Source organism: Bacillus sp. AFS098217, assembly GCF_002551815.1.
Taxonomy (GTDB): domain Bacteria; phylum Bacillota; class Bacilli; order Bacillales; family Bacillaceae_G; genus Bacillus_A.
Genome location: NZ_NVPR01000038.1, coordinates 79,978 through 101,853 on the forward strand (window position 1 = coordinate 79,978; position 21,876 = coordinate 101,853).

Here is a 21,876-nt window from a genome sequence, read left to right on the forward strand (position 1 = left end):
ACTAACTTCTTACAAATTGGCTTATTTGTCAAGGGAAGCGTCTTATGATTCACTACTATCTTGATATTTTTAGAAGAAATAAACAAAAAAATAAAGAAAGAGGAATATTCCTCTTTCTTTATTTCGCAAACACTTCAGAAATAATGTTCATGATTTTTTGGACAACCTCTTCAATTGATAAGGAGGTTGTATCTAATTCTAATGCATCATCTGCTTTTTTAAGTGGAGAAACTTCGCGCTCAGAATCCAATTTATCACGCTGGGCAATTTCTTTTTTTAATTGCTCTAAACTGGAGGCGAAACCCTTCTTCATATTTTCTAGATGTCTTCTTTCCGCTCTTTCTTCAACAGAAGCAAGCATAAAAATCTTCACTTCAGCATTAGGTAATACATGTGTACCAATATCACGACCGTCCATTACGACGCCACCCTTTGCAGCTAATTCTTGTTGACGGCGTACCATTTCTTCACGAACAAGACGATGCTTTGCAACAATAGATACACGATTTGTTACGTCTGGTGTACGAATCACTTCAGATACATCTTGTCCATTTAAAAAGACAAGTTGTGTATTTTCTCCTTGTTGAAATTCGATATGTACATTTTTTAAAACATCCATTAATTTTTCTTCATTTTCAATATCCACATTTTGTTCAAGCGCAGCGTATGTAAGAGTACGATACATTGCACCTGTATCAATATAGACATATGAAAGTTCTTTTGCAACAACCTTCGCAACCGTACTTTTCCCAGCTGCCGCTGGACCATCTATCGCAATTGAAATTCGTTTATCCATTGTAACACCTCATTTTTTCACTTATAAAACAAAATGAAAAGCAGGTACATCCCCCTGCTTCTCTCCGTTTGTTTCACGCCATTAAGTCCTCAATTATTGTAGCATAATCCTCCCTAGAAGAAAATGAAAACTACTTATTCACCTGTAAAATATCCGTTGTATCTTTCGTCATAACCCCTTCATAATAAACAATTTTTGACAAATACTTAATCGGAAATTCCTGCATGAAGAGCAATTGAATAACGCAAAGGCAAATAAACTGAATCACTAATATACGAATTAAAACTCTCTCCATCTTTTTCAAAAAAGGCGCCCCCTTTTCATTCTCATCTTCTTATAGTAACTACCCATAAAAAAATGTAAGATCTAACGTTATTGTCATTTTCCATGCAAGCTTTTATACATTTTCATTGTCGAATTTACTAAAAGCATGGTATGTTCTAAATGTATTTTTTAACTGAAAGGGGTACAAACATTGAAAAAAATCCTAGTTTTACACACAGGTGGAACAATTGCAATGGAGGAAGATAAAGAAACTGGGGTTGTACAACCAGGAAAACAAAATCCTCTTTTGAAATTTATTCCTAATTTAGAAGATGATATTGATTTAATTGTTGAGGATGTCTTTCATCTTCCATCTCCTCATATGACTCCGAGTGAGATGTTACAATTACAAGTCATCATTGATGAAAGAGTGAAACATGAAAGCATTCATGGTGTAGTCATTACACATGGTACGGATACATTAGAAGAAACGGCCTATTTTCTTGATTTAACAGTGCAAGCGAATATTCCAATCGTTGTAACAGGCGCGATGCGTTCTAGCAACGAATTAGGTGCTGATGGTCTATATAACTTTTTATCTGCTGTAAAAGTTGCAAGCAGCAATGAAGCGGCTGGAAAAGGTGTTCTAGTCGTATTAAACGATGAAATCCACTGTGCTACAAATGTAACCAAAACACATACAAGTAATGTCGCGACATTCCAAAGTCCTCAGTATGGACCCATCGGTATGGTAACAAAACGCGGCGTAGTCTTCCATCATGCTTTAGTTCATCACGAAACATATGCAATCCGACAAATTTCAAAAAACGTTGTTGTATTAAAAGCATACGCCGGTATGGACGATACATTGTTAGCTGCAATTGAAAGCTTGCCAGTAGATGGAATCGTGATTGAAGCCCTTGGACAAGGTAACTTACCTCCAAGAACGCTTCCGAGCTTACAACGATTAATAAACAAAGGCATTCCAATTATTCTCGTTTCCCGCTGCTTTAACGGAATTGTCCAAGATGTATATTCCTACGAGGGCGGAGGAAAACAATTAAAAGATCTGGGCGTCATTTTCACATACGGATTAAATGCACAAAAAGCTCGTATTAAATTACTAGTCGCTCTAGAAAATGCTCATTCTCAAGAAAAAATCCAAAAAATGTTTATGCACGATTAAGAAATAAGCTGTCGAAATTCGACAGCTTATTCTTGTTCCCTTGATACAATTGTTTGTGTAATTGCTTCACCATGAAATCTTCCATTTTCAATGAATATTTCATTCGCATTATTTCCAGCGGCAATAACACCAGCAATAAAAATGTTCTTAACATTCGTTTCCATCGTTTCTTCTACATAAAGAGGACGTCCTGTTTCTTCGTCAATCTTCACGCCCATTTTCGTTAAGAAACTATGATCCGGATGATATCCTGTCATTGCAAACACAAAATCATTTTGAATCGTAAATGATTTCCCATCAACCGTATACGTAAGTGCATGCTCCGTAAATTCTTTTACATGAGCGTGAAAATGCATTTGAATTGTACCATTACGTACTAGCGCCTCAAATTCAGGTAAAATCCACGGTTTAATGCTCGGTGAATATTCCCCTCCGCGGTACAACACTGTTACACGTGCTCCTGCTTTTACAAGTTCTAATGCAGCGTCCACACTAGAATTTTTCCCACCTATTACAGCTACATCTCGGTCAAAGTAAGGATGTGCCTCTTTAAAATAATGAGATACCTTCTCTAAATCCTCTCCTGGAACATTCATATAATTTGGATTATCATAATATCCCGTTGCCACTACAATATACTTCGCTACATATGTTTCTTTATTTCCATCACGTTTTACGGTATTTATCCTAAAGCAATCCTCATCTTTTTGAACTTGTTCTACACGTTCAAATGCATGTACACGCACACCTTTACGCTTCACTACTTCACGATAATACGCAAGCGCTTGATTACGAACAGGCTTACGATTTTCTGTAATAAAAGCTACATCGCCAATCTCTAATTTTTCACTAGAGGAAAAAAATGTTTGATGAGTTGGATAATGATAAATCGCGTTTACAATATTCCCTTTTTCAATTACTAACGGATTGATTCCTGCTTGTTGTAAAGAAATTGCTGCCGCTAATCCGCATGGGCCTCCCCCGATTATAATAGCTGTTTCTTTTTGCATACTCGGTTCACTCCTAGTCTTCTGCCTCAAACTCTATTTATTATAAAACAAGAAAAAACCTACTTTCAGCAGTAGGCACCTATCCTTATTGTATTCATTTTTCATATATTTGTCATCTAAACGAGACGTACATTCGATAGACATCTGCTAAAAATTGCCTGAATTTAATTCCCTGCTTGCTCAATACATTTTCAGGGTCAATTTTCCGAACAGGATCCAGCTTTTTGTGTGACACAATATCTGTTTTAGGATTCAAACCAAAATTTTGACATAAATAAGCATGGTACCATGTAAACCGTGTATACGCATCCCAAAAATTAACATCTCCATCGTAGCAAAGTTCAACACCAATAGCTGCTCGGTTTGCATCGTAACCATATAAAGCGTTATCTGTCGTTACATTATACCTTACATGGTAGGCTACTTCATTTATTGGAATAATTTCTAATATTGTTTTATCATCTACAAATGTATGCGCTGAAGCTTTTGGCTGTATTTCATCAAAATAATCCCGATTTCCTATCGCATTGCTACCAGGATTCCCTGTGTCATGACTGACAATAAATCTTACCTTTGAAAGGGCGATTCCTGGTCGTGAGTTTCCGTGTCTGATATAGTTGCGTTCTATAGGGAACATAGCCATTGCAATCAACTCCGCTCTAGAAAATTACCTTTCTTCCTTATATATGTATTCAACCTCTATGTCCATATGGCACATTTCTTATGCGAAGAGAAAATCGAAAATACTAGAAGTAAACACCATAAACAACAGGATACCTACAGCCATTCCATAAAAACCGTAAAACCAAACACGATCTTCTTTCGTATCCAAACCAAAAAATTGATTTACTGATTGTAATAATGATGCACGCTTACTATGTTTATTTCGTAAAACTTCCACTCGTTTCATAACATCCGTTGGCATCATAAATCTTTGGTCCGCTGTCATTTTCATCATAAATCTCCCCTTATTTCGTTTCCCTTTTATTTGTCTAAAGAGATTATAGCACAGATGTTCTCGTAGAACAAGCGTTCCTTTTTGTTTTTCTATCCTTACATATTTGTTACTTCTATTTCTATTATGTACTTCAACAAAAAACGTGGTTTCCTCGGAAGGAAACCACGTTCTCTCTAATCTTTTTACTCTATTTTATACCCAACCTCTGAAGCGACTAGCTTCTGCCATTTTACGTACACCAATCATATAAGCTGCTAAACGCATATTCACTTTACGAACTTGTGATGTTTCATAAATAGAATCAAATGATTTTACCATTACTTTTTCTAAACGTTGTTCTACCTCTTCTTCTGTCCAGTAATATCCTTGGTTATTTTGTACCCACTCGAAGTAAGATACTGTAACACCACCAGCACTTGCTAATACATCTGGAACAAGTAGAATGCCACGATCTGTTAAAATTTTTGTTGCTTCTAATGTAGTTGGACCGTTTGCTGCTTCTACTACGATTTTCGCTTTAATATTTGCAGCATTGTCTTCTGTGATTTGATTTTCAATTGCAGCTGGTACTAAAATATCACAATCAAGTTCTAACAATTCTTTGTTTGAAATTGTATTGTTGAATAATTTTGTTACTGTACCAAAGCTATCGCGACGATCAAGTAAGTAGTCAATATCCAATCCATTTGGATCATGCAGTGCACCATAAGCATCTGAAATCGCAATTACTTTTGCACCAGCATCATGCATAAATTTAGCTAAGAAGCTACCAGCATTACCAAATCCTTGGACAACAACACGTGCACCTTTAATATCAATACCGCGTTTTTTCGCAGCTTCGCGAATACAAATTGTTACACCTTTTGCAGTCGCTGTTTCACGTCCATGGGATCCACCTAATACAAGTGGTTTACCTGTAATAAATCCTGGTGAATTGAACTCATCGATACGGCTATATTCATCCATCATCCATGCCATAATTTGTGAGTTTGTAAATACGTCTGGAGCAGGAATATCTTTTGTTGGACCAACAATTTGGCTAATTGCTCGTACATATCCACGGCTTAATCTTTCTAATTCACGGAAAGACATTTCACGTGGATCACAAATGATTCCACCTTTACCTCCACCGTACGGTAAATCAACAATACCACATTTTAAACTCATCCAAATAGAAAGTGCTTTCACTTCATTTTCTGTTACATTTGGATGGAAGCGAATTCCACCTTTCGTTGGACCAACAGCATCATTGTGCTGTGCACGATATCCTGTAAATATTTTAACAGTCCCGTCATCCATACGAACTGGAATTTTCACTGTCATCATACGAATTGGTTCTTTAAGTAATTCATATACTTCGTTTGGATAACCCAATTTTTCTAATGCTTCATTGATAACAATTTGTGTTGAATTCAACAATTCAAAGTGTTGCTCCCTTTGTTGTGTTTGTGTTTGAGCTCCCTTTTCGGCTACCATAGTAAGTAAACCCCCTGTAATTTCACTTGTTTAGTAAACCTTCATTGCCTAGTATACACCGTTAAATTTGGAATGCAATAGAAAACGCTAACAAATGTATACAAACTTTTTAATTTCGCAAGCGTTTTCACTGTTATTATAGTCCTTTTATTACTTTTAGAAAAGTAAAATACTTAAATATTTAAATGCTTTTTAGTTTCCTTTTTATTTTTTTCAAATAAAATGTAATATTAAAAACCTCAAGCTATTTTGTATTAGCTGAGGTTTTGTTTTAAAATAAAATAATGATGTATTTGCTGAATCGCTTGAGAATCCATTAACTCTTTTCCATACTCCATAATACGATAAATCGTCACTGTGGAAGGATTGCCATATTCTGCTAAAATAGCAATAAAATCAGCTTTTAAGAGCTGTGTTTCTTCCTCCATCCAAAGATAAAAACGCCCATCCCATGTGTAGAGCTTCCCGCCAGTTACACCAAGGTTATATAAACGATTCGACAAATTAATTACATCTTCCAATGTAGCAAATTCATATAATATATGTTCACTCTCATCTAGAGTTACTTGCATTTCAATAAACTCATCACGAAACTCATCTTCTGTATCCGCCTCGTGATTTTCTTTTGTTACAATGACAACCATTCCTTGTGCCTGTAAAGAAAATACTTCAACTGCAATTGGACCATCCGCTTCAAATCCAAGTTCTTTATTTGCTTCTTGCATCATATCACGGAATAACTGCTGTACTTTTGGAGCATTCTTCCATAAATCTTCTTTCGTCAATCCTCGCTCAGATAAATCATCAAACGTTAAGAAAATTTTTATTTTATTATAATTTAAACGTTCCAGCCTCATCTTATAACCCCCCTACGTAACCATTGAATATAATTTTTATTATATGAAATAGAAAATAGATGGTTCTTTTCGAACAACTATTCCGACATTTTTAACCATTCATCCCATTCTTCTTTCGTATTACCCATGAGCACATTCTGAAGTTCAGACCGGTCTCCCTCTGAAACAAACTGACTTGCGAACCCTAAAAGACCAACACGAAGCCCTTGGTTCTTACTTTGCAACTTACGAATCCACCTCATTGTACTTTTCAGATTTCGCTCTTGTAAACAAGATATAACTACATATTTAGGTGTCAATTGTGCCATCGTTACATCAATTGCCTCTTCACTTAAGCCTGTCCCAAGATACATAGCTTGATAACCTTTTAGGCGTAAATATGTCGTTAAAACAAAGAGGTGCAATGTACTAGCTTCACCTAGTCCACATAGAGCTAACACTGTTGGCAATGAGGAATGAGTATGTGTATTATGATAAATCATTCCCATGCGTGAGCATAAGAACGAGTCTATATATCGCACTTGTACCATTGTAATCTCATTATTTCTCCTCAAAATCTCTAACTGATTCATAATTTGAAGAAATATATGTGTGATTACTTTTTCTGTTGAATAAATACTAAAAGCCTCGTTTAATAACGCATAGGCTTGCGCTTCATCAAATTTTAACAAAGAGTGCAGGATATCGTCTACTAAAAGGACTTCTTTATTATATGCTGTTTCTATTACATTGTGATTCTGCAACCGATTCCCCTCTAATATTTGCACTGCTTGACCTATCGTAATTCCTTCATTCACTTTGTCCATTAACCATTTTAAGACTCGAATATGCTCTTCTGTATATAAACGGTGTCCCGCATCATTTCGTCTTGGAGCAATAATATGATATCGTCTCTCCCATGCTCGAAGTGTACTAGGCTGAATTCCAAGCATATTTGAAACTGCTTTTATATTATATTCCCCTTTTAAAGTTGGCATCATTTCCCCACCTTTAAATTAAAAATCTTTTATTTCTTCCCCTGCAAAGTAATTAAGTGCGTTTGAGCAGGCGCTCGAAAACGCAGTGGTATAAATGTCGTACCATATCCATTACTCACAAATAAAACCATATTCGAATGCTTATATACGCCACCCTTTAAATACCGTTTAAAAGGAAAGAACCGAATTTGTCCTCCATGTGTATGACCGCTTAATACGAGTGAGATTTGTTCCTGTCCAGACATTTTATTTACAATTTCCGGATTGTGACTAATCAAAATCCGAAATCCTTGTTCTTGACAATCCGCCAACGCCAGATCTAAACGATCTCGCCCTAATCCAACATCATCCACCCCAAGTAAACATATCTTCTCTCCATATTCTGATTCAAATAATACTCTTGTATTATCTAAAACTTTCACACCATGTTCTAGTAATAATGCATCTAATTCGTGATATTCAATTTCGTAATCATTATTTCCCCACACAAAATAAACGGGGCCCAATTCATTTAAAATTTGAATATTATTAGCAATTTGTGATAATGGTACACCTTTTTCAGCTAAGTCACCACCAATAATAACAAGATCAGCTTTCCCTTTTACCCTTTCAATTAATGAACGGGAAACAATTCTCTTATGAATATCGGAAATAAAAAAGATCCTAACCCTTTGAAAACTCGTTGGAAAATTTACAAATGACAAAGTATGTTCCAATAATGTATCACGCATTGCTTCTCTATACATTATAAAAAGACAAATAAAGACGATACATATGAACATACTCCCTAACCCAATCCATAGCATATATTCTTCTCAACTTCTCTCCTAAATAAAATATAGTCCTAGCAAATCATACCTGTCAAAAAACATGTGATACAGACTATCTCATTTTGCGTTATACTAATCATCTTACTCCTTTTATTCCGTCTTCTCTTTAATAGGGATTTTCAATTCCTGTCCTTCTTCTAACTGATCGTCTTGTAAATTGTTATATTTTTTAATAATCATAGCCCCATCTTCACCTGGAAAATATTGATTACCAATACTTTCCAACGTCTCACCTTCTTTGACAATGTGAGTTTCAGTTTTCTCTGTTTTCTCTGTTTTCTCTGCTTTCTTCTGTTCTCCCGATTTATTTGAGTCAAAAAAGATGACTTCAAATGCACTCTTTTCAGATTCACTGCTTCCTTTTGAACTTTGCACTTCAATATACTTATCCGTATACCACAGAATACAAATTGGTAACAAAATAAATAGAAATGTTAAAACTCGAACAAAAAAGTGATTAATCTTAAATTTACTTTTCTTCTCTTTATTTCTATGAACCTCGCTACGCGGCGGTAAACCTTCTTCTACTTGTTCTTCTTCCAACTCTTCTTCAAAATCAGGAATTTGTTTTCTCACGCTGTTCACCACCACCTTCCATTTATTTCCTTAATTGAAGTCCCATTATAAAATCAACAAGAAAGTGTGCAAAGATTGTTATAAACAAATTTCCTGTCCATTGAAACACATATCCAAATACAAAACTTATTATACAAACAAAGCAAAACAAAAAGGGTTTCATTATATATCGGATATGTAAAATAGCAAAAATAAGACTCGCAATTACAAGTCCAAAATATGTTTGTAATACCCCACGAAATAAAAATTCTTCAGCGAAACCAATAACAAAGGTAACGACCAGTAATTGCACGACTGACATTCCTCGAAACATTCGGTCGTTAATACCTCCATCATCAAACCATGATTCCGGTAACACTTTCATTGCGATATAATCTAATAACACAACACCACAAGCTATCCCACTGCCTATTACAAGAATAGAGATTGGCTCCCACTTCCACAGACTATAAAATTCATTCTGATTTGGAAATAATATATAGGCTAGTAAGCAGCCAATACTTATAATTATTAATTGTGTTATATAGAGATTAAGCCGTATCTCTTTCGGACTCATGTCTTCAACGCTACGCCTTTGAATGCTCATCATTCCTCCGTTCTCCCATACCAAAGAGCAATTGTAACTCTGTTTCCCAATTATAGTCGAAAACCGATTGTCTTGCTCGTCTTTTTTTATACTCTTCTTTTGTAATGCCGCAGTAATCACAACAGTTTTTCAGCTCGCCTTCCTTTCTATAGCCAAATTGATGTAATAACTGTTCTCGCTTACACCCTTGACACTGCAGCCACGATTTCATATTTTCTAATTGCCTGTATTTATTGTGAAGACGTCTATCCGCTTCTAATATTAACTTTTGTATACTTTCATCTGACAAGCACTCTAGCATGAACTTTCTCTGTTGTATGATTTTCATCTTTTCTAAATGATAACGTACGAAACGCCAGTGTTGCTCATTAAATCTTGCTGCATTATAACAAATTTCTTCTACATCTTCTATTGGTAATACTTTCGTTTGAAACATTCTTTCTTGTAATAGAGAAAATAAAAATTGAATTTGTTGTTTATTTGGCAATTCATCTTCAATAATAGAGATTGGCAAATCATGATCCAGTGGACTACATAGTAAAATGGCAATACTTGCTTCTCCATCTCTCCCTGCTCTACCGATTTCTTGTAAATAGGAGGCTATATTGGTGGGATAATGGAAATGGATAATATACCTCGTATTTGGCTTATTTACCCCCATTCCAAAAGCACTTGTACATATAACAAGTTGCAACTGATCATTCATAAATTGTTGCTGGATTAACATTCGCTCTTCATGCTCCATTCCACCATGATAAAAAGCGACATCTGTTATACCTTTACTCCGTAGATATTCTGTTAAACGCTCCGTCCAAGCTCTACTAGAGCAATAAATAATTCCTGGCCCTTGTAAGTACGTAACGTGTGAGAGAAGCATTTCTTTTTTTTCTTCTATTGTTTGTACAAATTGTACTTCCATTGCAATATTTGGACGATCAATTGAATATACATGTTCAGCTGCATTGGTAAGCTTTAAACTCTCTACAATATCTTGCAATACTTCCTTTGTTGCTGTAGCTGTTAGTGCCAATACAGGTGGATGACCAATACTTACAATAACTTGATCTAACTTTTTATAGTCCGTCCGAAAATCATATCCCCATTGTGAAATACAATGTGCTTCATCTACAACAAACAAGGAAATATGAATCTTTTTTAATTCCTTTACCAGCAATTCAGATTGCAACATTTCAGGTGAAACAAAGACAAATTTATACGATGCTAAATTTTTAATCGCTTTCCTTTTCTCACTTAATGTCCGAAAACTATTAAACGCAATTACACGATTTTTCGCGACATATTTAAGCTGTGTAACCTGATCTTCCATTAAAGATAATAAAGGGGATACAACCAGCACTGTCCCCTCTTGCATTAGACCTGGAAGTTGATAACACATAGATTTCCCTCTCCCAGTCGGAAGCATTGCTACAACATCTTTCCCCTGTAGCAAATCTGTAATAACACCTTTCTGTCCTTGACGAAATTCAGTATATCCAAACCACTTATTCAAATGCTCTTCAAGTCTCATTTGTACCCTCCATCTGCGCTAACACAAGACGGACCTCAAAATAAGAAATTCCTTCTCCTACCGCTTGCTTTAACACACGTAACTTGCGTGTTTGTAATGTTTCAATAACTTTTTTCACTTGCTCTATCTTATTCTTTTCTACAAACATCTCAATAGAAAAATCTCGTTCTCTTAACGCTATTTCAACAAAATGATCTTCTATCGTTGCGGGCTTTAAATTTCTAATTGTTGCAATTTCTTCTAAAGAACGGCCTTGTTTCCAAAGTTGATACGTCTTCCTCGTTGACAAACTGAATAAATCTGCTCTTTCATTCGGATAGGAAATAATTTTTGTCAATAAAGGAAACTCTTTTTCCTTTTTACGAACGGATTGAATAAAGAAATGAATCGTGCCCCAAAATAATAGATGTACGCGGAACACATCTTGTTTTGTAATTTCTGCAAGTTGTTGCAATGTATATCCAATTCGTTCATACCCAGTTAAGCGATAGGTCAGGATTGTTGCTTCTACTGGATCAACTTCTTTTAATAGTCGATGCATTTCTTCCCACAGTCCTGTTGCAAGTTCACTCCTTACGTATGGTAACCCAATGAGAAATTCCTTAACCCACATCGTTACCTCTGTATCTTGTTGAATCGGAATGAATCTTGTATTTTGCTGTTGTAAGTTCGACACCGTTTGAATGATTAATGAGAGCTTCTTCCAAAAAGCTTCACCAAGAGCACCATAATGTAAACCGTGTAAATGCTGCGGAAAGGACAATGCTTTTTCCCAACCATTTAATTGCTTCTCTCCAGCACTTGTTAATACATATGTATTTTCATGCACAATTTCAATCCATTCTGCATTTAAAATACACGCAATTTCCTGATTATAATCGTACCTTGTTAATGCTTTATATATTCCAAAAAGAAAAGAAATTTGAAACATATTCCCATCTTGTAATGTTTGTGAAGAACGTTTTCCTTTCAATAGATAGTAAATGGAAGAAACGGTTCTTTCACCATTCAATTGTTTTAAACAATATAACAAAGTATATTGTAACTGCATTACCGCTTCCGCCTTTCAATAAGATTTGTCCATTACTTGACTGCAAACACCGAATTGTTGAAAGCTACCCATTACTTAGGATGCTTCACTGATAAAAGTTCCTCTTTATATTTACTATTGTATCAAACTGCTTGGCATTTAGGCATTTCGAAAATCTTGTGAAATAAATTAAAAATAAGTTGACACTCTAATTGATAAGGATTATCATTATAATTTTATGTTGAAAAGTTTAAAAAACCGTTTTACAATAAGGTTATAATTTGTATAGCGAATATTTTCACATACATATGATCAGGAGGGAAAAAAGATGGCAAAATATACAATCGTTGATAAAGATACTTGTATCGCATGCGGAGCTTGCGGAGCTGCTGCACCAGACATTTATGACTATGATGATGAAGGTATTGCATTTGTAACATTAGATGATAACCAAGGTATCGTTGAAATTCCAGACGTATTAATTGATGACATGATGGATGCATTTGAAGGTTGTCCAACTGACTCAATTAAAGTTGCTGACGAATCATTTGACGGTGACGCTTTAAAATTCGAATAGTCTTTTTATTAACTTCAAAAAACCCCCCTCATCTTTATGAGGGGGATTTTTTGTTATTTATCTAGCTTACCATTTAAAAGGCCATCAGCAGTATCTTTACCTCTGATGGCCAAAATTTCTATGCGTTTTTCATTTTTGCAAATACCCATACTTTTAAGCGTGAAAACAGTGCTACAAATACGACCGTTACAACAATTCCTTTAATTAGATTAAATGGCAATATCGCTGTTACAATTGTTTGTCGCATAGCACCGCTAGACATAGCTGGTGAATTTAAAAACCAAGTGTAAGCCGGTAAAATGATGAAGTAATTTAATACACTCATAATGACTGCCATAGTAATTGTCCCTAACATCAACCCTGTTGTTAAACTTTTGACTGTGCGATGCTTCCGAAATAGGAAAGCTGCTGGACCAATAAATAGACACCCTGCAATAAAATTTGCTATTTCTCCAACAGGAACTCCCGTTAAGCTACCTTGAATCCCATAGTGAAGAATATTTTTTATCGCTTCTACAACCACCCCTGCAACCGGGCTAAAAATAATCGCTGCAATTAAAGCTGGTACATCACTAAAGTCAATTTTTAAGAACGGTGGAAGCCCTGGAAATGGGAAATCCAACATCATAAGCAGGTACGCAATACTACTTAGCATCGCTACACTCACCATTTGTACTACACTGTTTTTTTGTTTCATCCTTCTCTCTCCTTTTCCATCGATCATCTCATGGAAAGTGGAAAGGTTCTGCTATGCCTATTTTTTCATATCATGAAAAAACCCTTTGTGTTTTACACAAAGGGAGAATTTTCAGGCACATCAAATAGACGTTCAAACACTTATCTTTTTTGAACGCTTGAACCTCCATCTTCTCCCATCCAGACTATACTGTCGGCTTTGGAATCACACCAAATCCTGCCTTAACGGCTCGCGGGCTTAGAACGAAAAATAATTATTCATCACCGCCGGTCGGGATTTTCACCCTGCCCCGAAGATAGACCGATATTCTATTTTCTCTCCTATTATACACCAATATAATACAGTTGTGAACAAAAAAGATTGTAACTTATTAAAAATAAGTTATTTACTCCCCTTATTCTCAACAAAAAATTTCGTCCAACTATTTTACAATACAACCTATATTTTTTATCATTCGGCTTTTTCCTACTCAATTCCCTAGTCATTCGTACAGAAAAGTGATAAGATGTTGAATTGTTAAGATAAGAGCATTTTCTTAATATGGAGGAAATGTCATGAAGAAAGAGAAAAGACACTCTATTCGAGAAACGATGAAAAAAAACTTACGAAAAGAATACTTTTATTTAAAAAAAGAATTACTTTTCTACTGTCCAATTGATTTAGGCACATTTTCAAGCGAAACATACTATGCTACTTTTGATAAAGAAGGCATAAGCATTTATCAGTATGATAAGCAAACAGAAAGTAAACTGAAGTTATGTGAGCGTCACACATGGAAAAGTTGGGAAAAAGTGAAGGTCGATCACTATTTAACAACTTCACAATTCGTTTTCCAAGGGAAACGCAACTGGATTCTATCTCTTTTTCATAAAGGAAAAGAAGCTCAAAAGATAATAGAGGAACACACATCTCTACAAACTGAGGTTGTTTCCCGGTCCTTTTTTAAAAAGCTTCCAGGTTTTCGTTCTAATACAACATTAAACAAATACATTGGCAGCATTTGTTATACCGCACTTATCGCATTTTTATTAAAATGGTTCCTTCCATTTCAAGTACAAGTTGCCTTGTATTCTTTTTCTATCGGTTGTATGCTCCTTGGCCTATTATGTTTCACGATCGGCTTAATCGAACCAACCATTGTATTATTTCGAACGAAAGAAAAAACGAGAGCAAAAGTCTTTTACTATTATAGCTATTTAGCTATTTCTGGATTTATATGTGTCTTTATTTTTTGGTAAAACAAGAGCTAGTTCGACTAGCTCTTGTTTTAATTAATATACAATTTTTGATTTGGATAAATTTGGTCTTTCCTCAACTCATTTTTTGCTTTTATCGCATCAACTGTCGTCCCAAACTTACGTGCAATCCGAGCCAACGTATCTCCCTTTTGCACGACATATAGTGATGATGAAACTACTTGGTGTTTTTCCTCATTCAAGACAAGCAAAGGATTCATTGCATTTCTTTTCTCAATTGTCCAACGTCCATGATGGACTTCCAAGTGTAGATGCGCCCCTCGTGATTCACCTGTATTTCCTACTTCACCAATCAATTCTCCTCTTGCAATACGAGTCCCTTGAGTTACATATCTCTTATTTAGGTGAGCATAAACAGCTTCATATTCTCCATGCTTAATAAAAACAACATGTCCATAACTATTTGAAAAATAAGATTTCGTTACCACACCACCTTGAATAGCCGCAACTGGTGTTCCAATTGGGGCTGCTATATCAATTCCATAGTGTTTTCCATGCCTTGTTCCAAAATAATCACTAATTCTTCCATCAACAGGCCATGTCCACTGTTTGTCCTCAGCGTAAACATGTAATTGAGATACAAATAACAATCCCAGCATCATTACGCTAACTTTTAAAGCTTTCATATATATCCTCCGTTTTCTAATAACCGTCATACTTTCTCTATTGTGGTATAATACGAAAAAAAGTATACAAAAAAAGAAAGTGGCTCATTCCACTTTCTTCTCTTCTTTATCACGAAACACGATTGCACTTCGATTATATTCAACATCTTTTATTTGTAGACGTGTATTAATCACCCTAGCAATTGCAAATAAATAATCGGATAATCGATTCATATATCGCAAGACCATTTCATTCATTTCTTCTTGTTTCCCTAATGATACAATGTTCCGCTCAGCTCTTCTTGTTACTGTACGAGCAATATGAATCACTGCAGACGCCCCGCTCCCTCCAGGTAAAATAAAACGTTCTAACGGAGGAGCTTCCTCTATGTAATGATCAATTCGTTCTTCTAAATATATAACCATCTCTTCTTTTACTTTATAAGGTATCTTTTTCTCTACAATCGCTAAATCTCCGCCACAATCAAACAATTCATGCTGAATATTTTCAAGTTCACTATAAATGTCTTTAAATTGCCCGTTCTGCAGCATAGTCATCGCATATCCAATATGAGAATTCACCTCATCAATCGTACCGTATGCTTCAACACGAATATGATCCTTATCAACCCGCCTTCCAATTACACTCGTTTGTCCTTTATCTCCGGTTTTTGTATATAATTTCAACTTATTCTCACACCTCTCTTTTTCGTTTCTATCGATTCACTCATTATTACATCTAAATCGCCTAAATTTCACTTGATTCAATCAAAAACAACTCTCCTCAGAACCGGGAGAAAAAACAAAAAGTCCTACTACTCTTTATTCAATTGAGAAACTATTATAACTCAACAAGAATAAAAAACAGTAGAACTTTTGTATCTGTTAATCATGTACAACGATCTATAATTGACATGAAGGTTTAAAGCACTTGATCTGGTAAATATACAGAGAATGTCGTTCCTTTGCCAACAACACTTGATACAGAAATTTTCCCATCATGACCTTGCACAATATTTTTTGCAATTGCAAGGCCTAGACCAGTACCACCTGTTTTCCCGCGTGTTCTTGCTTTATCAGCTTTATAGAAGCGATCAAACAGAAATGGAATATCTTCCTCAGGAATACCGGCCCCTGAATCTTGCACTTCAAATACAAGTCCATTATTTTTCGTATCAATTGCGAGCGTAACACGCCCACCTGCACTTGTATGGCGGATTGCATTATCAATTAAATTTGTCAGTACTTGTTCCATACGATCCGGATCAAACGGATGTTGTTCGATTGGATGGCGAAAATCCACTGTCAACTGCACTTCTTTATCCTTTGCAATCCCTTGGAATTTACGACCAATTTTCTCGACAAATGGATGAATATCCACTTCTGATATATGCAATTCCACATGACCACTTTCCATGCGAGCTAAATCTAACAGTTCATTTACAAGACGTCCTAAACGAACAGACTCGTCATAAATGATTTGTACAAATTCATTTATTTCTTCTTTTGTTTGAACAATGTCATCTAAAATTGCTTCACTATATCCTTGAAGCATAACCATTGGTGTACGCAGTTCATGTGATACATTGGCAATGAAGTCTTTACGCATTTTCTCAAGACGGCGTTCTTCTGTCATATCTCGAAGAACTGCCACAGCACCACGAATTTTTGTTTGATTATAAAGAGGTGTCATCAGCACAACATAGTTACCCTTTTGAAGATTAATCTCAATAACTTGCTGTTGTTCGCTTTCTACTACAAGATGGAATAATTCAACAAGCTCAGGTGGTAAATTCCTTCTTAACTCTAATTCCTTTTCCTCTTGCCAAACTTGTAAAAAGTGTTCTGCTGGTGGATTAATAACAACAACTTCACACTCTTGATTTAAAGTAACAACACCGTCTGCCATACTACTTAAAATACTAGACAACTGTTCTTTTTCTTGTTGCAGTGCGTTCATGTTAAACTTCAATTGTTTTCCCATCTGATTTAACGCCGTTGCTAGCTCCCCAATCTCATCCTGCGAAACCATAGGTGCTTTCGTATCAAATTTTCCGCGGGCTACTTCAAAGGCAACCTCACGCATTTTACGAAGCGGCGCTGTAATGCGCGTCGATAAGAAGAATGCAAAGAACGTTGTTAAAATAATCGCAATTCCTGCTGATAGAAAAATAAAGTCTGTTGCCTTTTCCATACCTTGTATCGGAACTTGTAACGATTCATATACAAACACTGCACTATTATTTGTTGAGTGGAGTGGTTTACCAACAATCATAATATCATTTTCCGAATTTTGTTTCATTTTCCCATCAGAAAATTTTCTAATCTTATTTTTATTTTCTTTTTTATCTGTAAAAACAGCTGCTAATTCTTTATCTTTTTTTAAATCATCTATTGTAAGAGTTACCAATCCTTCTTGTTTCGGAGAAGAAGAAAATTCCTTACCATCTTTCACAATAATAATGCGTGAGAGTGGGTCAGCGAACTTATATGCAATATTCTCAATTGTCTCTACATTCGCTCCCTCTTCAATAAGTTCTGTAACGCTTGTTGCCACTTTCGTGAGCCTTGCTTCACTCATATCTACATAGTACGTTCTAAAAAACTGGGAAAGTAAAATAGCAACAAAGCCAAGAACAAATGAAACAAGAAGTAATATGGTCATCCATAACTTCCCTACTACACTTCTCCAAAGCATCAGTCGTTCACAACCTCAAACTTATAACCTACCCCCCATACAGTAACAATCATCTTCGCTGCATTAGGCGATTTTTTACTTAATTTTTCACGTAAACGCTTTACATGTGTATCTACTGTACGTAAATCTCCAAAGAACTCATATTGCCATACTTCTTTTAATAATTGCTCACGATCAAATACTTTATCTGGAGCCTTCGCTAAAAAGAGTAGCAATTCATATTCTTTCGGTGTTAGGTTTACTTCATTCCCATCCGCTGTAACACGGTGCGCATCGTTATCAATTGTTAGATGCGGGAATACAGTTACATCTTTTGTTGTTGTATCTTGTGTAAAGAATGTTGTTGGGACAGAGCGACGTAATACCGCTTTCACACGAAGAACGACTTCACGCGGGCTAAACGGCTTCACAATGTAGTCATCCGAACCAACTTCAAATCCTTGTACTCTATTTACTTCTTCGCCTTTTGCTGTCAGCATGATAATTGGTGTTGCTTTTTTTTCACGAATTCCCTTACAAACTTCAATCCCGTCTTTTCCAGGCATCATGATATCTAATAAAATTAAATCATAGTCATTTTGCAACGCCTTTTCTAAAGCCGTGTCACCATTGTCAGCTTCATCAATGGTGTATTGCTCTCTTTCTAAATACATTTTTAATAAGCGACGAATACGGTCCTCATCATCTACGATTAAAATTCTTGGTTCATTCTCCATTGCTACCCGCTGCGTATCAAATTACCGCAACGGTTCACACCTACCTTTCTACAATATAATACTGTATTTATCCTTATTTCATAATAGATAGTTCCAAAGTGATAGACCCTCCACCTTAGATATTATGCTTCACAAGAATAATAAAGTCTGTTCATTTTTTTTCCAAAACTATGTATTTTTTTTGAACAGGGCATTTAGTCCTCGACATCATTTTACAAAATCAACATATACTTTGCCATGTTTTTCTCAAAAAAGAAGAAAAGTTAACAAAAATAAAATAGGAAAGTGACATTCACTTCCCTATTTAAAGGAACTCTCTCCTACCTAACTCCTTTTCTTTTACCGGGCTTTGAGGCGCGATAAATATCTTACGCATATGAATGTAAACCAGCAATAACTAAATTTACCGCAATAAAGTTAAACATAATTATCGCAAACCCAATCACTGCAAGCCATGCAGATTTTTCTCCATGCCACCCTTTAGATAAACGTAAATGTAAAACTGCCGCATAAAAGAGCCATGTAATAAGTGCCCAAACTTCTTTTGGATCCCAACCCCAAAATCGTGTCCATGCAACTTGCGCCCAAATCATCGCAAAGATTAATGCACCTAACGTAAAGATGGGGAATCCTATCGCAATCGAACGGTAGCCAATTTCATCAAGCAAATCACTGCTAACGTTTTTGACTATTGGTTGAAGGGCCGCTGATACTCTTTTTCGTAAAATTAACCTTAATACAATATAAAGCCCCGTTCCAATAAGCAGTGACCAAATCACTGTGTTTAATTTCTTTGCATTTATTATAGCGGGCATTTCTGCAATAGGTTCAAACTTACTAGTTGTCATTAACTTCCCTTCATGAGGTCCAACTAGCGCAGGGAGATTATATTTCATCTCGACTTTTTGTTCATTTTTATCCACCCATTGAAATTTCGCTTCATATTTCGTTGCCGAATAAACTGTTGTTACCGCTATAAATCCGATAGCACAAACGAGTGTAAACACGACTGTCTCTAGCCAAAATGTCCGTTTCGTCCTTTTTGACTGATCTACATTTTTAAGCAAGTACATGACACCTGTAATAAAACTAATTGCTAAAATAGCTTGTCCAGCTGCTGCCGTTGTTACATGAATTTGTAGCCAATTACTTTTCAACGATGGAATAAGCGGTGAAATTTCTCTTGGGAACATACTTGCATATGCAATTAATAAAAGAGCTACTGGTAAAGCGAATAATCCCACTATGCTTACACGATACATAAAGTACATAACAATAAAAGCACCAACAAGCATCATGCCAAAGAATGTACCAAACTCAAAGAAATTACTTACTGGTGCATGCCCTGAAGCAATCCACCTTGTTACAAAGTATACAGTTTGAGCGGCAAATCCTAAAATTGTTATGGTTATACCTATACTCGCCCACTTCCGACCCTTTTCTTTAATTGCTCCCCCGAAGAACAGTGTTGCAATTAAATATAAAATGAAAGCGGCAAACAGGAAATTACTGCTTATCTGCACCATATATTCTCCCCACCTTAGCTAATTTTTTTATCATTTACTTTGTCATACGGTTGTGGAATTGATGTTCCTTCTAATACTCTTTCAACATCTTTTCTTAAACCAAACCAGTTTTTATTTGTATGGCCAGCAATCCACCATTTATCTTTGACCTTTTGTATCCAAATACGGCGATGATTCCAATACATCCCTTGAATTACGCCAACCATGAAGATAAACCCTCCGATTCCAAGAATCCATAGCGTCAAATCTTTTCGTACAATGAGCGCCGTTGCATTTTGCATTTCTACTCCTGCAAATGCCATTTTATATTTATTGTTCCCTTCCGCTTCTATATTTTGTCGAATACCAACAAAACTCACTTCCCCTTCCGGTGTTTCGGGTGTAAACATTTTAAAAACAAAGGCTGGATTATTCGGAAGTTTTGTCTTTGTATTTGGCTTACCACTTTCATCAAAATAAAAATCTGGAAAATAGCTTAATAGTGTAAGAGAATATCCGTCTCCTAAATCATATGTTTCCTGTGGATTTGTTAAATCCACCTTAATCGGTCCCCATTTTTGATTACTTTCTTTATTCTGTAAATAAAAGGACATACTCCGAAACTCACTCTCTTTAAACGAATATTGATATAAAGCAAAATCATTAAACTTGAGTGGTTCATTTACACGAATCTTAGCTTCTTTTACCTTTTCTAGTTTCGGTTTTTGCCCTGCTATATTTTCTCCTACCGCTTTATACAAAACAGCATTCGTTTGATAGTTTTTCGCAATCATTTTATCGCCTATACGATTAATTGCAGTATCAAATGCCTTGTCTTCTTTATTTTCTTTATCATAAACTTCTTTTATGAATTTCTCATTTTTTAAATAATATTCCCCGTTAGTTCCTGGAATTTCCTTTGTTTCACCATCTCGTAGCCAAAGTGATTCATCCACATACATACTTGGAAGAAAACGCAGCATTGCTCCGAATAGAAAAATAATAAGACCAATATGGTTTACATATGGCCCCCAACGAGAGAAGCGGCCTTTTTCCGCTAAAATATTTTCACCTTCGACCCTTACATTATAATTCCTCTTCTTTAAATTAGCTTGAATTCGCTCTAGTTCTCCCTCTTTCGGAGAACCTGTCCCATACAATCGTTGTCTCTTTAAAAAACTCGGGTGTCTTTTTACTCCCTGTTTCTTTAAAGCCTTATAAAGCGGAATTACTCGATCCAAACTGCATATCACAAGTGAAATACCAATTGACGCAATCAAAATCATATACCACCATGAACTATACAAGTTATTAAAACCTAATTGATAATATAGTTGCCCCAAAAAGCCATATTCCTTTTCATAATACTCAGCTGGGGTAACACCTGGAGGTATGTACATTTCTTGCGGAAAAATTGTGCCCACCGCCGATGCCACCAAAGTAATAACAATGAGCCATACACCTACTTTGACAGAAGAGAAAAAACTCCAAATTTTATCGACTATCGTTTTTGTATGAGTGAGAGAACGCCGTGCGCTTCCCTCATAGCGCATATCCAATAATTGTGCATCTTCATTGTTTTCAAACGGTTTCCCGCAAGCTTCGCAAAAAATTGTGCCTATTGGATTTACATGGCCACATTCACACTTTATCTGTTCCAACATTCTCACCGCCTCTTATTTCTATATTATTATTGTATCGCCTTAACTCAAGTTAACGCAATACTCAGAATTTTTAAACAGGGGTGC

Annotated in this window: 23 protein-coding genes and 1 riboswitch; of the genes, 3 read left to right on the forward strand and 20 right to left on the reverse strand. The window is 35.7% G+C overall.

The window, feature by feature from the left end; all coding sequences use genetic code 11:
• Nucleotides 1-118: 118 nt before the first annotated feature.
• Nucleotides 119-796, reverse strand: a complete 678-nt coding sequence (cmk, locus tag COO03_RS11180; RefSeq protein WP_097897254.1) for a (d)CMP kinase — start codon at nt 794-796, stop codon at nt 119-121.
• A gap of 130 nt (nt 797-926) precedes the next feature.
• Nucleotides 927-1,100 carry a DUF5359 family protein gene (locus COO03_RS26985; protein WP_097897255.1) on the reverse strand — a complete coding sequence of 58 codons (174 nt, stop codon included), beginning with the start codon at nt 1,098-1,100 and terminating at the stop codon, nt 927-929.
• Between the two features lie 171 nt (nt 1,101-1,271).
• Here COO03_RS26985 and COO03_RS11190 point away from each other — a divergent pair, with 171 nt between their 5' ends.
• Complete coding sequence (locus COO03_RS11190; protein WP_097897256.1) at nt 1,272-2,246, forward strand: asparaginase; 975 nt, start codon at nt 1,272-1,274, stop codon at nt 2,244-2,246.
• Between the two features lie 26 nt (nt 2,247-2,272).
• Here the strand turns inward: COO03_RS11190 and COO03_RS11195 are convergent, their stop codons facing one another.
• From COO03_RS11195 to COO03_RS11245, 11 genes are all read right to left on the reverse strand, one after another.
• Nucleotides 2,273-3,256 carry a YpdA family putative bacillithiol disulfide reductase gene (locus COO03_RS11195; RefSeq protein WP_097897257.1) on the reverse strand — a complete coding sequence of 328 codons (984 nt, stop codon included), beginning with the start codon at nt 3,254-3,256 and terminating at the stop codon, nt 2,273-2,275.
• Between the two features lie 112 nt (nt 3,257-3,368).
• A complete protein-coding gene (locus COO03_RS11200; protein ID WP_097897258.1) occupies nt 3,369-3,899 on the reverse strand; it encodes a peptidoglycan recognition protein family protein in 531 nt (176 codons plus the stop codon).
• 78 nt (nt 3,900-3,977) lie between these two features.
• The gene (locus COO03_RS11205; protein ID WP_097897259.1) at nt 3,978-4,214 is read right to left on the reverse strand and encodes a DUF3961 domain-containing protein; all 237 of its coding nucleotides are present in this window, start codon (nt 4,212-4,214) and stop codon (nt 3,978-3,980) included.
• Between the two features lie 192 nt (nt 4,215-4,406).
• A complete protein-coding gene (gudB, locus tag COO03_RS11210) occupies nt 4,407-5,690 on the reverse strand; it encodes an NAD-specific glutamate dehydrogenase (RefSeq protein WP_097897260.1) in 1,284 nt (427 codons plus the stop codon).
• 254 nt (nt 5,691-5,944) lie between these two features.
• Nucleotides 5,945-6,547: a genetic competence negative regulator gene (locus tag COO03_RS11215; protein WP_097897261.1), complete on the reverse strand. Its 603-nt coding sequence runs from the start codon at nt 6,545-6,547 to the stop codon at nt 5,945-5,947.
• A 77-nt stretch (nt 6,548-6,624) separates the two neighbouring features.
• A complete protein-coding gene (locus COO03_RS11220) occupies nt 6,625-7,524 on the reverse strand; it encodes a MerR family transcriptional regulator (protein WP_097897262.1) in 900 nt (299 codons plus the stop codon).
• 29 nt (nt 7,525-7,553) lie between these two features.
• The gene (locus COO03_RS11225; RefSeq protein ID WP_097897263.1) at nt 7,554-8,330 is read right to left on the reverse strand and encodes a metallophosphoesterase; all 777 of its coding nucleotides are present in this window, start codon (nt 8,328-8,330) and stop codon (nt 7,554-7,556) included.
• A 114-nt stretch (nt 8,331-8,444) separates the two neighbouring features.
• Nucleotides 8,445-8,930, reverse strand: a complete 486-nt coding sequence (locus COO03_RS11230; protein WP_097897264.1) for a LysM peptidoglycan-binding domain-containing protein — start codon at nt 8,928-8,930, stop codon at nt 8,445-8,447.
• Nucleotides 8,931-8,952: 22 nt separating this feature from the next.
• Nucleotides 8,953-9,516, reverse strand: coding sequence for a CPBP family intramembrane glutamic endopeptidase (locus COO03_RS11235; protein ID WP_097897342.1), 564 nt, complete (start codon nt 9,514-9,516; stop codon nt 8,953-8,955).
• Entirely contained in the window at nt 9,497-11,044 is a 1,548-nt protein-coding gene (locus tag COO03_RS11240) for a RecQ family ATP-dependent DNA helicase (protein ID WP_097897265.1), read from the reverse strand. Before COO03_RS11240 ends, COO03_RS11235 begins: the two co-directional genes overlap by 20 nt.
• The gene (locus tag COO03_RS11245) at nt 11,034-12,095 is read right to left on the reverse strand and encodes a helix-turn-helix domain-containing protein (RefSeq protein WP_097897266.1); all 1,062 of its coding nucleotides are present in this window, start codon (nt 12,093-12,095) and stop codon (nt 11,034-11,036) included. Before COO03_RS11245 ends, COO03_RS11240 begins: the two co-directional genes overlap by 11 nt.
• Nucleotides 12,096-12,402: 307 nt before the next feature.
• Here COO03_RS11245 and COO03_RS11250 point away from each other — a divergent pair, with 307 nt between their 5' ends.
• The gene (locus COO03_RS11250) at nt 12,403-12,651 is read left to right on the forward strand and encodes a ferredoxin (protein ID WP_003206564.1); all 249 of its coding nucleotides are present in this window, start codon (nt 12,403-12,405) and stop codon (nt 12,649-12,651) included.
• A 118-nt stretch (nt 12,652-12,769) separates the two neighbouring features.
• Here COO03_RS11250 and COO03_RS11255 read toward each other — a convergent pair whose 3' ends face one another.
• The gene (locus COO03_RS11255; protein ID WP_097897267.1) at nt 12,770-13,348 is read right to left on the reverse strand and encodes an ECF transporter S component; all 579 of its coding nucleotides are present in this window, start codon (nt 13,346-13,348) and stop codon (nt 12,770-12,772) included.
• A gap of 163 nt (nt 13,349-13,511) precedes the next feature.
• Nucleotides 13,512-13,649, reverse strand: a riboswitch (FMN riboswitch).
• Between the two features lie 253 nt (nt 13,650-13,902).
• Here COO03_RS11255 and COO03_RS11260 point away from each other — a divergent pair.
• Nucleotides 13,903-14,586 (forward strand): hypothetical protein, encoded by a 684-nt coding sequence (locus COO03_RS11260; protein WP_097897268.1) that lies wholly within the window; start codon nt 13,903-13,905, stop codon nt 14,584-14,586.
• Nucleotides 14,587-14,615: 29 nt separating this feature from the next.
• Here COO03_RS11260 and COO03_RS11265 read toward each other — a convergent pair whose 3' ends face one another.
• From COO03_RS11265 to COO03_RS11290, 6 genes are all read right to left on the reverse strand, one after another.
• Nucleotides 14,616-15,230 (reverse strand): peptidoglycan DD-metalloendopeptidase family protein, encoded by a 615-nt coding sequence (locus COO03_RS11265; RefSeq protein WP_097897269.1) that lies wholly within the window; start codon nt 15,228-15,230, stop codon nt 14,616-14,618.
• Nucleotides 15,231-15,314: 84 nt separating this feature from the next.
• On the reverse strand, nt 15,315-15,896 hold the full coding sequence (locus COO03_RS11270) for a cob(I)yrinic acid a,c-diamide adenosyltransferase (protein WP_097897270.1): 582 nt from the start codon (nt 15,894-15,896) through the stop codon (nt 15,315-15,317).
• 235 nt (nt 15,897-16,131) lie between these two features.
• Nucleotides 16,132-17,907: an ATP-binding protein gene (locus tag COO03_RS11275; protein ID WP_097897271.1), complete on the reverse strand. Its 1,776-nt coding sequence runs from the start codon at nt 17,905-17,907 to the stop codon at nt 16,132-16,134.
• Complete coding sequence (gene resD / locus COO03_RS11280) at nt 17,907-18,623, reverse strand: DNA-binding response regulator ResD (protein ID WP_097897272.1); 717 nt, start codon at nt 18,621-18,623, stop codon at nt 17,907-17,909. Before resD ends, COO03_RS11275 begins: the two co-directional genes overlap by 1 nt.
• Nucleotides 18,624-18,991: 368 nt before the next feature.
• Nucleotides 18,992-20,149: a c-type cytochrome biogenesis protein CcsB gene (gene ccsB, locus COO03_RS11285; protein WP_097897273.1), complete on the reverse strand. Its 1,158-nt coding sequence runs from the start codon at nt 20,147-20,149 to the stop codon at nt 18,992-18,994.
• Nucleotides 20,150-20,163: 14 nt separating this feature from the next.
• Nucleotides 20,164-21,792 carry a cytochrome c biogenesis protein ResB gene (locus COO03_RS11290; protein ID WP_097897274.1) on the reverse strand — a complete coding sequence of 543 codons (1,629 nt, stop codon included), beginning with the start codon at nt 21,790-21,792 and terminating at the stop codon, nt 20,164-20,166.
• Between the last annotated feature and the right edge of the window lie 84 nt (nt 21,793-21,876).